The 14,670-nt window shown below is 53.8% G+C and carries 10 protein-coding genes; 5 read left to right on the top strand and 5 right to left on the bottom strand.

The genetic code is table 11. From position 1 onward, the window contains the following. Positions 1-4 precede the first annotated feature (4 nt). The 3 genes from Dvar_RS02605 to Dvar_RS02595 form a co-directional block, all read right to left on the bottom strand. On the bottom strand, positions 5-1,561 hold the full coding sequence (locus Dvar_RS02605; RefSeq protein ID WP_419660174.1) for an ABC transporter substrate-binding protein: 1,557 nt from the start codon (positions 1,559-1,561) through the stop codon (positions 5-7). Continuing rightward, complete coding sequence (locus Dvar_RS02600; protein ID WP_419660173.1) at positions 1,558-2,481, bottom strand: class I SAM-dependent methyltransferase; 924 nt, start codon at positions 2,479-2,481, stop codon at positions 1,558-1,560. Before Dvar_RS02600 ends, Dvar_RS02605 begins: the two co-directional genes overlap by 4 nt. 109 nt (positions 2,482-2,590) lie before the next feature. Beyond that, positions 2,591-3,178 carry a TetR/AcrR family transcriptional regulator gene (locus Dvar_RS02595; protein WP_419660172.1) on the bottom strand — a complete coding sequence of 196 codons (588 nt, stop codon included), beginning with the start codon at positions 3,176-3,178 and terminating at the stop codon, positions 2,591-2,593. Between the two features lie 255 nt (positions 3,179-3,433). Between Dvar_RS02595 and Dvar_RS02590 the strand changes: the two genes are divergently transcribed. From Dvar_RS02590 to Dvar_RS02570, 5 genes are all read left to right on the top strand, one after another. Then, positions 3,434-3,826 (top strand): hypothetical protein, encoded by a 393-nt coding sequence (locus Dvar_RS02590; protein ID WP_419660171.1) that lies wholly within the window; start codon positions 3,434-3,436, stop codon positions 3,824-3,826. Positions 3,827-3,873: 47 nt separating this feature from the next. Further along, the gene (locus Dvar_RS02585) at positions 3,874-5,553 is read left to right on the top strand and encodes an AMP-binding protein (RefSeq protein ID WP_419660170.1); all 1,680 of its coding nucleotides are present in this window, start codon (positions 3,874-3,876) and stop codon (positions 5,551-5,553) included. A 259-nt stretch (positions 5,554-5,812) separates the two neighbouring features. After that, positions 5,813-8,797 (top strand): lactonase family protein, encoded by a 2,985-nt coding sequence (locus Dvar_RS02580; RefSeq protein ID WP_419660169.1) that lies wholly within the window; start codon positions 5,813-5,815, stop codon positions 8,795-8,797. Between the two features lie 59 nt (positions 8,798-8,856). After that, positions 8,857-9,141: a hypothetical protein gene (locus tag Dvar_RS02575; protein ID WP_419660168.1), complete on the top strand. Its 285-nt coding sequence runs from the start codon at positions 8,857-8,859 to the stop codon at positions 9,139-9,141. A gap of 232 nt (positions 9,142-9,373) precedes the next feature. Then, positions 9,374-11,191, top strand: coding sequence for a DUF3141 domain-containing protein (locus tag Dvar_RS02570; protein ID WP_419660167.1), 1,818 nt, complete (start codon positions 9,374-9,376; stop codon positions 11,189-11,191). A gap of 130 nt (positions 11,192-11,321) precedes the next feature. Here the strand turns inward: Dvar_RS02570 and Dvar_RS02565 are convergent, their stop codons facing one another. Both Dvar_RS02565 and Dvar_RS02560 read right to left on the bottom strand, forming a co-directional pair. Further along, complete coding sequence (locus Dvar_RS02565) at positions 11,322-12,440, bottom strand: NADH:flavin oxidoreductase (RefSeq protein ID WP_419660166.1); 1,119 nt, start codon at positions 12,438-12,440, stop codon at positions 11,322-11,324. Between the two features lie 338 nt (positions 12,441-12,778). Next, complete coding sequence (locus Dvar_RS02560; RefSeq protein WP_419660165.1) at positions 12,779-14,143, bottom strand: YjiH family protein; 1,365 nt, start codon at positions 14,141-14,143, stop codon at positions 12,779-12,781. Positions 14,144-14,670 lie beyond the last annotated feature (527 nt).

The raw sequence follows: 14,670 nt of genomic DNA, 5'->3' as shown, positions 1-14,670 counted from the left end.
ATCCTCAGCGATTCAAACGAATCTGAGACAACGAGACAATACCGTTTCTGAAGTCTTCCACATCCTTTACACCGGGCTGGGCCAGTACATGGTAACGTCGTCCGCCACGGTAGATGACGGGAACGTCGTCGTTGATCAGCCGCGCAATCTCACAGAGCAATGCCGCGCGCCGATCAGGATCGGTCTCCATGCGCTGGGCCAGCAGCAGTTGATCCATTTGGGGGTTATTGTACCCGCATACATTGGTGCGGCTCTGGGAGTGAAAGGCCCGGAAGAGCAAGGGCCCCTGATCGACGGCCGGCGGCATGCGCCAGGTGGACACCTGGTAGTTCTTGGTGAGTACTTTCTTGATGACCGGCCCGAAGCTCAATCCCACCAGGTTGACCGTGATGCCGATCCGTTTGCCGAACTGCTGCAGCAATTCGCCCTGCTCCCGTCCGCGCTTGCTGTCCGAGTGCAGGCATTCGATGGTAACGGGCTGCCCGTACTCGGCGATCAGGGCCCTGGCTTTTGCTATATTATGGGCCGGATAGCCGGCATCGCCGCAATCGATGGTGCTGCCAAAAGGGGTGGCGGCCTCAGGAATGGCATCCTGATAACTCATCTTCACACAGGCCGTCTGGTTCCAGGCCATGGCCAGCGCCAGTCGTACGCGTTTGTCGTCCAGCGGCGGTATGGTGGTGTTGAGCGCGAAGATCTCCGCCCCGTCGCCGTCAGACTGGTAGTGTCTGACCGAGGGATCTGTGTCGGCCTGACGGATGATCGTTCCCCGGTCCATCCAGATCATCTGCATCTGGCCGGATTTGAGACTGGCGTAGCGGGTCTGCTCATCCGGAATGAACTTAAATACGATGGCATCCAGATTTCCCCGAACCTTGCCCCAGTAGTTCGGGTTGCGAACCACCTCGAAATGATCGCCGGCGGTCCATGTTTTGAACATGAACGGCCCGGTTCCCACCGGGGCACGCAATTGGGTACCTGCATCCACCGCCGTGGGCGACGGGATATAGGTTCCCAGCATTCGTGTTTCCGTCAGCACCCGTGGAAAGGGCAGCCAGGGGTGCTTGAGGTTGAATCGAACCGTAAACGCATCTTGTTTTTCAACGGACAACAGCGGGGCGAAGGTAGATCGGCCGCGGAAGCGATTGGCCGGATCCAGCAGCCGTTGCCAGTGAGCAACCACCGCATCGGCGTTGAACGGCGTTTTGTCATGGAAGAAGACGTCCTGCCGCAGTTTTACGGTCCAGACCGTCTGGTCTGCGGAAGCGATTGCCGACAACCCTAAAACCGGAACGAGGTTCCCGTTGTCGTCCGCATCGAACAGTCGCTCCTGGATGGCATGGTTGGCAATGGCATCGCAGATGGCAAAACCGCGCACCTGGATGGCATCAAACCCGGCAAATTCGTTTTCCGCACCGAAGGTCAGCGTGATAGGACCTTTCGCACCGGCTACCGACGGGCGGATTACCGAACCAATCATAACAATGATCGCCATGCAAACAATCACCCCAAGCATTGTCCCCTTGCCTTTTCTGAACCGGTCCGATGGATGTGTGTTCATCGAGGTCTCCTTGTCTGTCGGTGGTTGATGGATGGATCAGCCGGGAGACTGACCACCGCATGTACGAAATGAAATATTTCCGAAACCATTCGCTGCGGGCTGCCCCCCGTAAAATGCGTATCCTGATAGCGGGTCGCCGGTTGGTTGGTGATCAGATCAAAGCCGCGAGCGTTCAGAAAATCGCTGATCGTTTCAGGATAGATGCCGAATGTAATGGATTCCCCGAACCGTTTCAGTCCCGCCCTGAGCCTCGCGGCCTCGGTACGCCTGCAGGTGCCGTTCACCACCTCCGGCGAGAAATAGTCAAACACCAAGCCGCTGCCCGCACCGGACTGGTTAACGATGAAGGCAAGGGTGGCCTCGACGGCCGCGGCGGGAATATAATACGTGACGCCTTCCCAGATAAAAAACGACCGGGTCTTGGGGGTGTATCCGTTTTTCAGCAGTTTCTCGGAAAGGTGCTCGGTCTCGAAATCAATGCCGATGTAGGTAACATGACTGGGAATGCCTGTGGATAAACGACGAAGTTTGTCGATTTTTACGGACTGGGTGGCCGGATGATCAATTTCGAAAATCCGCCCCAGATTCCCGAGCGCCTTCAATCGAAGCGCCCGGGTATCAAAACCGGCGCCCAGGATTACCAATTGCTCGATCCCCGCCTCGATGGCGGCTTGCAGACAGCGGTCGATAAAATCGCTGCGCATCAGCACCGCGCCGCATACGCCTGGCGTGAATACCTCCCAGGTGGCCATCAACTGCGCCCGCAACACTGGCGAATCGACAATGGTGGCCAGCGCCTCCGACAGAAAATGCCGGGCCCACGGATCAAAGCAGATCCGGTCGCCGGCCGGGCGGGTCGATTCGATCGCCCGTACCAAGGCGATATTTTCAGCTGTCTGGCTGGATCGATGCGCTTTCATGGTGATCCCCGATGCCATGGCAATCAAACAACGAACGTTACATTACAGATGTTGTTTTAAATTCAAGTTTTATCTTTTTGGAGAGCCGACACTGTAGCTTTTTTATATCTTATTTAAATTCTTCGTAAAGGGCATGATTGATCCGTCGCAAAAAATCGGTCACGGTCATGCCCAGATAACTGAACAGCTTGCTATCCTCCCCTTCCGGCAGCTCCACCCATCCGCTGCTGACCAGAAAGGCCAGCCCATGCAGAACGATCCACCTGGCCGAGCGGATCCGGTTCATGGATTCTTCCGGCAGATCTTTAAAGCGGTCGTCACCCGCAAGCTGATCGCCTAACTGAGCCCAATGCTCCCGGGAAAATTTTCTCTGGGACGGGATATGTTTTTCGTCATTGATACACCGGAACAGATGTTTTTCCGCCTGGGCGAAGAGGACATAGCCTAGGGCCTGATCCAGCCACTGATCGCCGGTACGCTCAAGGGTGATAAAGGCCACAAAATCGGCCAGGGCTTTTTCCACGACCGCTTCCTCGATCTTCCGCATGGATTGCAGGTGGTCGTAAATCGGCCGGGTCGAGGCGTTCAGTTCCTTGGCGATGGTACGCGCGGAAAGCCCCTGCCATCCGTCTCTTCTGACGATCGCGTAGGCGGCATTAATGACGTCATCGGAGCTGAAGCGTTGCTTGGGAGGCATCGAATTGTCTTTCTATCTGTGTCTATCCATAAATCGTCAAATTGCCTGTTTCCAGGCAAACACGACTGTAGTCAGGAGGGTCTCGAAATCAAACAACAACATATGTAATGTAACGTGTGTTTTTTAATAAAGCAAGCGCGATTTTATCCCGCCACCATTTCCCATGGATGGCCCATGCATAAGCGCAACGTTTACAATAAAGCGGCAATTGGGTAAGCTGAATTTAATCTCTTTTATCTAATATAGGAGGCAACGATGGCCATCCATCTATTACCCCTTGCAAAACTGGCCCTCATGGCCGGAAAAACGGGAACCGCCAAAAGCGCCGGTGCAGCCATGGTCAAACAGGCGGCCGCCATTTCCTCCCGTGGAAAGACGCCCGGCTGGCTGATAAAGGGCGCCCTGGCCGGCCTGATCGGCTTCAAACTGCTTTTCGTGCTGGTGCTGGCCCACAAACGCCATGTATTCAAATCGCCCACCGAGGTCGGCAGCCTCTGCTCCCACTGCGGCCATTTCATCAATCTCAATGATATATCGCGTGGTTTCAATCCTCGCCTGATCGACAAGGAATTTGTTTTCAGTGGCAAATGCCCCGCATGCGGTGAGATACTCGCCATCGCCGACAGTTCGCTGAAACCCGTCTCATGACGCATTGCATTTAGTATTTATGTGTTTTTGCAAACAAGGAAATGGGGATGAAACGTCCAGATTTCATCGTCGGTCAAACCACGATCGGACAACTTGTGGACCAGGTCGCCGACCAGTTCGGCAGCACCCCTGCCGTGAGTTACCATGAACTGGGAATCCGTCACACCTACAAAGAATTTCGGGACATCTGCAACGATGTGGCCAAGGGGTTGATGGCCCTGGGGATCGCCAAGGGTGACAAGGTAGCGGTCTGGGCGAACAATGTCCCCCAGTGGATTTACTGTCAGTTTGCAACGGGAAAAATGGGCGCCGTGCTGGTCACCGTAAATACCAATTACCGCGCATTCGAGCTCGAATACCTGATGAAACAGTCCGATGCCACCACCCTGTTGATGATCGGCGGGGTGCGTGAAGCCGATGAATACCTGAAGGTAATCGATGAAGTCTGCCCGGAGTTAAAGGATTGCCGGCCGGGTCAACTGACATCCAAGACGCTGCCATTGCTGAAAAACGTGATCTATCTCGGCAAAGAACGCCAGCCCGGGATGGTCGGCTGGCAGGACCTGATGGAAATGGGCTGCTCGGTTAGCGATAAGGCCTTAAAAGATCGTCAGGCCTCACTGGACCCGGACGAGGTCATCAATATGCAGTTCACCTCCGGCACCACCGGCTTTCCCAAGGGAGTCATGCTCTCGCACACCAATCTCATCGGCAATGCCAAAAGCATTGCCGCGTGCATGCGCTTCTCGGCAACGGACAACCTGTGTATTCCGGTGCCCTTTTTCCATTGCTTCGGTTGTGTGCTGGGCACCCTGACCTGCCTGGTGTCGGCCGCCTGCATGTCGCCGGTGATTCAATTCAAGCCGGACGTGGTGCTGGAGACCATTGAAGCCGAGCGATGCACCGCCGTCCACGGCGTCCCCACCATGTTTATTGCCGAGTTGGAAGAAATGGAGAACACCCCTTATGACATGCAAAGCCTGCGCACGGGCATCATGGCCGGCGCCCCCTGCCCCATTGAAGTGATGAAAAAGGTGGTCGATCTGATGGGGGCCTCGCAGATGACGATTGTGTATGGGCAAACGGAAGCCTCGCCCGGCATTACCCAGACCCGGGCGGAAGACGCCCTTGAGCTTCGGGTGAGTACGGTCGGCCGCGCCCTGCCTGACGTTGAAGTCAAAATCGTCGGACCCAACGACAACGCCCCTTTGCCGGCAGACCATCAGGGGGAACTTTGCACACGCGGTTACCATGTCATGAAAGGCTACTACAAAATGCCGGAAGCCACCGCCGAGGCCATCGATGCGGAGGGTTGGCTCCATACCGGGGATCTGGCGATCATGGATGAGAACGGCTATTGTAAAATTACCGGCCGCATCAAGGACATGATCATCCGTGGCGGTGAGAATATCTATCCTCGCGAAATCGAGGAATTTCTCTATACCCACCCCCAGGTTCGCAACGTTCAGGTCGTGGGGGTGCCGAGCGTCAAGTATGGCGAGGAGGTGGTTGCTTATATTCAGTTAAAAAGCGGCCCTCCCCCCAGCCAGGAGGAGATGAAGGCCTTTTGCAAAGGAAAGATCGCCTTTCATAAGATACCCATCATTTTCTTTTTCGTTGACGATTATCCGACGACGGCATCGGGTAAAATCCAAAAATTCAGATTGCGCGAAAAGGCATCCGAAACGCTCCAACGGCATGTGGATGCAACGTCAAAAACAACGTAAAAGCGTACCCGTCACCTCTCTTCAGGCGGGCATGGCAGACACACCCGCCGATTCCGCCGCCCGATATCGATTCCGCCCCCGATTAAACCTGCAGGAAAAACAGCCGATATCTATAGAATATCGACCTGCGCCCGACAAGACGACGCGCCAACCAGGAGTACACCAATGTTCAGGGTTCCACTGTTTTTCCCCTTTCCTTTTTTTTTTAGCCTTAAAACCATTTAGAACGATTCAAAGACGATCGATTTTTTTAGGGATCATGATCCTTGTCATCCTTATGGTGGGGGGGCTTCCCGCACCAACCCAGGCCGCCTTCCAATTTGTCGAAGCCAATTACGGCGGCCCGATCCTGGACGAGGTCACCGGACTTGCCGGTAGCCCGGACGGCAAGCACCTTTATGCCGCCGGGTACTGGAATGGCGTTATCGCCGTGTATACCCGCGACAGCGCTACCGGACGGCTGACCTTGACGCAAACCCAGCGTGATGGGGCCGATGGCGTGGATGGTCTTGACTGCGTTATGGACGTTGCGGTCAGTCCCGACGGGCAAAGCCTGTATGCCGTCGGCGACTGGGATGACGGACTGGCCGTATTCAGCCGTGACAGCACCACCGGGCAGTTGACCTTTATCGACGTGCACAAGGAGGATGACGTTGTTGACGGACTTGAAGGCGCAGTGGACGCGGTGGTCAGCCCGGACAATCGCCATGTTTACGTGGCCAGCTATGTGGATGACAGTGTGGCCATTTTCAGCCGCGACACCACCACCGGCGCACTGACTTTTGTGGGACTCGTGCAGGACGAAATCGACGGCGTTGAAGGTATATATGGCGCCTTCCAGATCAGCATCAGCGCGGATGGCGGGTACCTGTATGTTGTCGGTTATTTCGGCACCCTGGCCGTGTTCTCCCGCGATAGTACCACCGGGGCGCTGACCTTCATCGAAAGCCACACTGACGGGGTCAATGGCATCGACGGTATTGACGGCGCCTGTGGGGTCGTCATCAGCCCGGACGGCAACCATCTGTATGTGGCCGGCACCGATGAGGACGCCGTGGCGCTGTTCAACCGGGACAGTGCCACCGGCCGGCTGACCTTTGTGCAGGCCTTTTTCGACGAAACGGACGGCATCAGTGGATTGGTCGGGCCAATGGGAATCGTCGTCAGCGCCGACGGCACCCGATTGATGGTGACCGGCTGGTATAGTGATACGCTGGTGGTGTTTTCACGGCAGACGGACACCGGTGCACTTGTTTTCCTGCAAACATTGATCGATGATACGGATGGCGTCGATGGCCTGCTGGGTGCGTTTTCCCTGGTGATCAGCCCCGATGATACCCATGTTTACGTTGCCGGTGAGTATGACAACGGCGTGGGAATATTTGCCTGGAACGATGCCTCGCAGCAGTTGGACTTCGTCGACATGCAGCAGGACCGCTATGCCGATGCCGATGGATTGTACGGGGTGATTGACGTCACGGTCAGCCCGGACGGCCGGCATGTCTATACCGCCGCCGGCTATTGGGACAGCAGTATCGCCGTGTTTGGCCGCGACAGCGCCACGGGCGGTTTGACCTTCATCGAATCCCTAACGGACGGAGAGGACGGTGTCGACGGACTTTATCGGGCTAGTGCGGTGGCGGTCAGCCCTGACGGCAACCATCTGTATGCCGCCGGGTATGGAGATGATGCCGTAGCCCTGTTCGACCGCGATGCGACCACCGGACAATTGCGTTTCATAGAGATTTACGAAGACGGAAACGACAGCATCGACGGCCTCGACGGGGCCATCGCGATTGCCATCACGACCGATGGATCCAATGTTTACGTTGCCGGGTACAGTGATCATGCCGTGGCGGTCTTCAGCCGTGATATTGATACCGGTCAGTTGACTTTCCTTGAAATGCAGCAGGACGGTGTCGGCGGCGTGGACGGGCTCAGTAATGTGCGGGCCGTCACGTTCAGCCCGGATGAAAAATACCTTTATACTGCGGCACGCTCCGACAGTGCTGTGGCGGTTTTCAGTCGCGATGCCGATACCGGCGCCCTGACCTTTGTGGAAATCCAAAAAGACGGCGTTGGTGGAGTTGACGGGCTCTACGGGGCAATGGACGTTACCGTAAGCGCTGACGGCAGGACGCTCTATGCAACCGGACGCTATGATGATGCCGTGGCGGTCTTCGGCCGCGATACCGATACCGGCCGGTTGACGTTCCTTGAAATGCAAGCAGACAATACCGATGGCGTGGACGGCATCAACGGCGCATATGGCCTTGTGGTCGCTCCGCTTGGCGACCACCTGTATGCAGCCGGCTGCTTTGACAACGCCGTCGTTGCCTTTGGACGCGACACGGATACCGGCCGCCTGACCTTCGCCCAGATGCACAAGGACGGCACCAACAATGTGGATGGCCTGAACGGGGTAGCGGGACTGGCCATGAGCCCGGATGGCTATCATCTGTATGCGGCTGGCGAGTATGACGGCGCCCTAGCCGTATTCAGTCTGGACAGCGATAATGACGGCCAGGTCAATGCCAATGATCCGTTTCCCCTGGACCCCACCGAAACCGATGATACGGACGGTGACGGTATCGGTGACAATGCCGACACCGACGATGACAGTGATGGTGTATCCGATGCCGTGGAAGATGCCGGCCCCAATTCCGGGGACGGCAACGGCGACGGCATCGCGGACAGCATCCAGGACAATGTGACCACCTTGCCCACTGTTGACAATACCGCCTATGTGACCCTGGCGGCGCCGTCTGGCACCACCTTGTCGGATTGCCAGGCCACCGGCAACCCGTCGCCGGCGGATGCCCCTTCCCAGACATCGTTTCCCTATGGATTTTTCAGTTTCACCATCACCGGTGTGCAGCCCGGCGGCAGTACGTCACTGACACTTTATCTTCCCGCTGACGCCAATGTGAATACCTACTACAAATACGGTCCCACCCCGGATAATACTGACGATCATTGGTATACATTCCTCTATGACGGCACGACCGGTGCGCAGATCAACCAGGCCGTCATTACCCTGCATTTTGTCGATGGTGGGCGTGGTGACGATGATCTTGCCGCCAATGGTCTGGTTGTTGACATTGGTGGCCCGGGATTGGAAAACGCCGAGTCGACACCTGAATCGGACTCGGGAGACAGCAGTGATGGTAATGCTGACGCTGATGGTGGCGATGATAGTGGCAGTAACGGCTGCTTCATTACCACAACATGGACGTTTGGTTGATCGATTGATCGACAACTGGTATGATAGTATCCAAGATCGTGTTCCAACAGGAGGGTACCATGCCATTTCGTCTCAACCAAGAAGGCAACACCACCCCACACCAATCACAGAATCCAACCGACCCTAACGCCCTATTAAAACAAGCATTAGCTGAACGTGAGCGCTTTCTTAAGCGCTGTCCACACTTAAATGCATACCAGCAGGAAATCGACAGGATACTGGACAAATCCGGTACCAGCAGCAACCGTATGGCCGTTTTGACAACCCTGATTCAGGGAAAACTGCTTGATATTCAAAAAGAGCTTTACAAAGCGGCACTTGTTTTGAAAGAGGCGGCATCCTGACCCTGTCCAGCGTTACCGGTGCTTTTTCAGAACTCAAACCACGATCGGTTTTTCTTGGCTAATCGGATTTATCTATTATACTTCCCAACACCATTAAAATCTGCGATGATCATCTTAGCTCTTTGAAATACTGCCAAAGGCAGGAAAAGACGTTCAGCGATCCTGACATATGTCACTGTCGCGGATACGGAAGTAGATTCGGAAGTTACACTTCAGCAAAAGGAGGCTGCCTATGTTTATGGATTCCTGGTTCAAATGGATGGCCGATTGGTCTGACTATTGTCAGGACGCTGCCCAGCGATCAATCCTCTTTACGGATATCGTTCGCATGCGCGGCAACACCTACTTGGAACATCTTCGTAAAAACCAGCCACCGGTTCTGGTTTTCGATTACGAAACGGTCTTGGACGGCCGGCAGTTCGAGCGTCCGGTCAACTATGTCCTGGTGCGCATATTGAGCCGCCGTGACGAAGGCAAGACGGATCGGCGCTGTTCATCAACCCCCGCCACCCAAGAACGTCGATGCACCGATGCGGACCGGCGCCATAAGACCAGTATCGCCACCCAGGCCCCGGAAGTCGTGAGCCGCCCCATCATCATCTTCGATCCCCGGGCCGGGCATGGTCCCGGCATTGGCGGATCAAAATTGGATTCACAGATCGGTATGGCCATGGATGCCGGCCATCCCGTCTACTTCCTGATCTTCTTTACTTCCCCCATGCCCGGCCAGACCCTGACGGATGTGCGCGACGCCCAGATCCGTTTCGTTGAAGAAGTGGGCCGGCGTCATCCCAATGCCCCCCGCCCCGCCATCATCGGCAATTGCCAGGGAGGGTGGGCCGCGGCCCTGGTCGGTGCGAAGCGCTCGGATCTGGTCGGTCCCATGGTATTCAACGGCTCGCCCCTATCCTACTGGGCCGGCGTGGAAGGCATCAATCCGCTGCGCTATCTGGGTGGCCTGCTGGGCGGCGTATGGATTACTTCACTGCTCAGCGATATGGGTGGCGGCATTTTCGACGGCGCCCACATCGTGGCCAATTTCGAAAACCTCAACCCGGCCAACACCCTGTGGACCAAACAGTACCACCTCTGGGCCAATATCGACACCGAAGCACAGCGCTATCTCGACTTCGAGAAATGGTGGGGCGGCTTTTTTCTTTTGACCGCCGAGGAAATTCATCAGATCGTCGACGGCCTTTTCATCGGCAATCGGCTGGAACGGGGAGAATTTCAGCTCGAAGACGGCAGCCACGTGGACCTTAGAACCAATACCAATCCAGTCGTTCTCTTTGCATCCTTCGGCGATAATATCACCCCGCCCCAGCAGGCCTTCAACTGGCTTGTCAAAACCTATGGCGATGTCGATGAAATCAAACGGCGCGGCCAGACGATCGTGTATGTCGTTCATTCAACCATCGGTCACCTGGGAATTTTCGTATCTGCCAAAATTGCCCGCAGGGAGCATAAAAGTATCATCGCCAGTTTCGATTTGCTTTACGACCTCAAACCGGGCCTATACGAGATGCGCATCGAGGAAGATCCGGACGAAAATGGAGAATATGCGTTTCACTATGTCGAGAAGACCATGGCGGATATTCTGGCCTTTGACGACGGCATAGAGGACGAAAAGGCGTTCCTGCCCGTCCGGCAGGTGTCCGAAGCCACGGACCGGGCCTACCGCACACTGGTTTCTCCCTGGATCCGCATGGCCGTCACGCCTGCGTCCGCCGAATCCTATCGCCAGCTTCATCCCTTGAGGGTCTCACGCTACTTTTTCTCAGACCTCAATCCCTGGATGTGGCCCTTCCAGTTCTGGGCCGATCAGATCCGGGAAAACCGGGCCGATGACATACCAGCCAGCCAGGACAATATCTTTTTGGGTTGGGAGAAAACCATGTCGACAATGATCGTCGATAGCCTCAATACGTTCCGGGACATCCGCGATGGCTGGGGAGAACTGGTCTTTAAGACGATTTATGAGAATCCGTGGATGAATTTGATGAGCGGATTTTTCACCGAAGCGGCCCCGGACAAGAAGATGGCGGCCTGACCGCAGATCATCTTTTTTGTGGTCAACGACTTGTTCCCTCCAATGTTGCAGTTGCAACATTGGAGGGGAAACATCTATAACACTTGTCCGTCCAGAAATAGGCAAATGGGTCATTTCTGAATAGGCACGATCAGGTGAATTTAGCCTTCCATGCCTTCACCTTCTCCGCCGGCCAACGCGCGCAATAGGCGGGTTTGCCTTGCATGACCATTTGCATGCAAGCATCCTTGCAATCCGGTGTGCAGTGCAGGATTTTATCCTCCCGGCCGTCGCGGACTTTCTGCGGCCACTGGGGGTCGGCCCAGAGCACACGGGCAAGTCCGATCAGATCGGTCTTGCCATCGGCAATGGCCTTGTCGGCAAAGGACCCGGTGGCCATCCGACCGGCGGCAATCACCGGCACGTCCACGGCCTTGCGCACGGTTGCGGCAAGATGCAGCATAAAGCCTTCCTGTTTTGATTTTTCCACGATCTCAGGCAGGAAAAAGGATTCATACGTCCCGCCCATCACCGAGATATAGGCAATATCGGTGGCGGTCAGGGTTTTGGCGAACTGGCAGGCCCCCTCCAGATGCCATCCGTCCGGCAGCCATTCATCGGCCAGAAACCGGTACCCAACCGGCATCGTGCCGACCCTGTCCTTGACCCGTTTGACAACCGCCAGGGGAAATCGGTAACGATTTTCCAGGTTGCCGCCATATTCATCGTTGCGCTGATTGGTACGCGGGCTTAAGAACTGGGCCAGCAGATAGCCGGTTCCACCGTGCAGCTCGACCATGTCAAATCCGGCGTTTTGCGCTCTTTTCGCAGCATCGGCATATTTTTCGATGATCCCTTCGATTTCAGTGATGGTAAGGGCCCTGGGCAGGCGACTGAACGTCTGCACGGCAGAAGGAGCCAGTGGCTCGGCGGCCGCATGGGCAAATCGACCGGCATGGTTGATCTGCAGACAGGCCAGCGCACCTTCCGCTTTGATGGTACGGGCCAGCGCTGTGAGCCCTTCCAGGTTGTCGTCCGTGTCAGCCCGAAGCGTACGGTCGGAGCCGCTGCCCGTCGGATAGTCCACCGTGGCGTTTTCCACCACCACCATGGCCACACCGCTTTGGGCCATGAGCCGGTAATGGTCTATGATCATGCTGCTGACCGTCCCTCCTTCACCGGCATAGCCAAGGTAAAGCGGGGCCATGGTTAAACGGTTTTTAAGGGTCAGGTGCTGAATGCTGAGTTCGGAAAAAAGATGGGAATACATGCAAGTCCCTCCTTTGCCCAAATATCGACTGATAAACAGTTTAGGTTTGAAAATATACTTGATTATTCATATTAGCGGCAAGCGTGCGGCTGGTCAATATCTGAACCAGCAGTTGTAATTTTGGAGGTGTTCAGCGGGAATTTCATCGATCGATAGTAATAAATGATGATCGATTGCGGCGAGCACGAAAAACGCCAATGCCTGTCGTGCTCGTGCTCATGATCAGCGAAGCGGTGCTCGTAATCGGAATCGGAAAGTTACCTCTCGTTCCCACGCAGAGTGTGGGAACGAGAGGTACTGTTGCAACATCGGGGTAAAAACGAGCATCTCATGCGGTTTCAAAAGTACAGCATTGCAACAACGCCGGCAATGAGAATAGTAATAACGATTCTTTCAAACCAGATGACAATCAATTCAAAAAGCGATACGCGAATACTGGTGGACATGATGCAGGGAATAAACGCGCCCAGGAAAATAATTGCCGATACCGGAACGACCGCCATCACATATCTGGTGGCCAGCGCCATCTCTTCGCCACCTTGGGTAATCACAATCATTGGCAACGAGAAATCCAGAAAAGATATCGCACAGGCCTGGGATGCAGTCCACAGGTCATATGCAGGAATCTGAACCAGTTTTAAAATTGGGTAGAAAATGTATGCAGCATATTGAATCAGCGGTGTGTATTGATATATCAGAACGCCACCAGTAGCAAAGAAGTTAACGCCTGTGGCAAAGGCAGCCACGACAAGAATACTTTCCTTTAAAATGAGTTTTTCACGTGAGACAAACGATTTTTGATGTTGAGCAACATTTATTCCTTCATTATACGCATTGCGCAACAAGTTAGTCTTAAATTCTTTTTCCAGGTTCGGCGTACAGCCTTCCAGACACCTGTCGGGCTTTGTGGAAGTCGGCCAGATTCTGGCCTGGAAAATGGTCACGACAATCGTAATGATAAATGCACTCCAGAAGTAAAAATTCCAGTATTGATCCAGTCCAAAAGCGGAAGATAAAAGCATCAAGAAACCAACCGAAACCGTACAGAATCCGGTACCGATCAACACCGATTCTCTCATTGTCAATCGGCCTTTCTTTTGCAGCATATCAACGGCAATATGTCCGATAGAAAAGTTTCCTAAAAAAGCCGATACCGCAATAACCGCAGAAAGTCCAGGTGCTTTAAAGACAGGTCGCATGACCGGACGGGCAAGCACGCCAAAAAAGTCAATCAGACCATAATCCAATAAAAACGGCAGGAATATCGCTGCAACAACCACAGTGATCGTAATCGGAATCAGAATTTTAAATAGTACCGCAGGACCGGCCTCCGGTGTCAACAGGAATTCAGGCCCATGGTTAAAGACAACCATCGTCAACATGATAAACCCGATCATTTTTGCAACGGACATGAAAATGTTCGCACCATCTCGGAAGAAACGTTCCCTCCTAGCATATAGATCAATGAGACTGATTATGCCCAAAAAATAAACGATATATTTCATCACCGGCGCCAAACCGACCCGTGCCATGGCAACGACATGGTTGACCAAAAATGTATCATTACCATTAAATGGAAAGCTTATGAAAAAAGAAAACACCCCAATCAAACTCATAATATAGAACAGCGCGACACCGCGAAGATTACTCACTTTACTCACTTTACTCACTCTACTCGCCCTACTCAAAGTGATTTCTGCCATGAACAATCCCCCTTTATTTTACTTCCGATTCGGTGCTTGAGTCCAAAGGATACAGCACAACAGTCAAAGCGCAGCCAAACTGAGCAGAAGACATACGATCCCTGTAAAATCGATATCCAGTCATGCAATGCACGCTTCTTAACATGTAATTTTTCAATGACTATTGCAGATAGACAAACGTCAGAAAAATTTTCGAATGATTAACACGTTAACAATTCAACAAAGCCCTATAACCGATTCGTCATTGTGTGTCAATTATAATAATGACGCAAAAAGTTAATGAATAAAAACCGATAGTTTTAATGAATTTCATTCTTTTCTTTCTTCTTGTTCATCTTCTCTTATAGAAAAAAAGAATTTGAGGACTATTCTTGAATCAATTCAAATTCATTATTCTACCCGCTACCGAATATCGCCAGGCAGAAAAAATCGATTTCAGCAATTAAATTACAACCAGAAAAAAATTGGAAAATTTAAAAACCCATTGTTTGGGTTGAACAAATCAAAACCGGATGATATTTGTCAGC

Source organism: Desulfosarcina variabilis str. Montpellier (assembly GCF_048565275.1).
Taxonomy (GTDB): Bacteria; Desulfobacterota; Desulfobacteria; order Desulfobacterales; family Desulfosarcinaceae; genus Desulfosarcina; species Desulfosarcina variabilis.
This window is presented reverse-complemented; position numbering and strand designations above follow the sequence as displayed.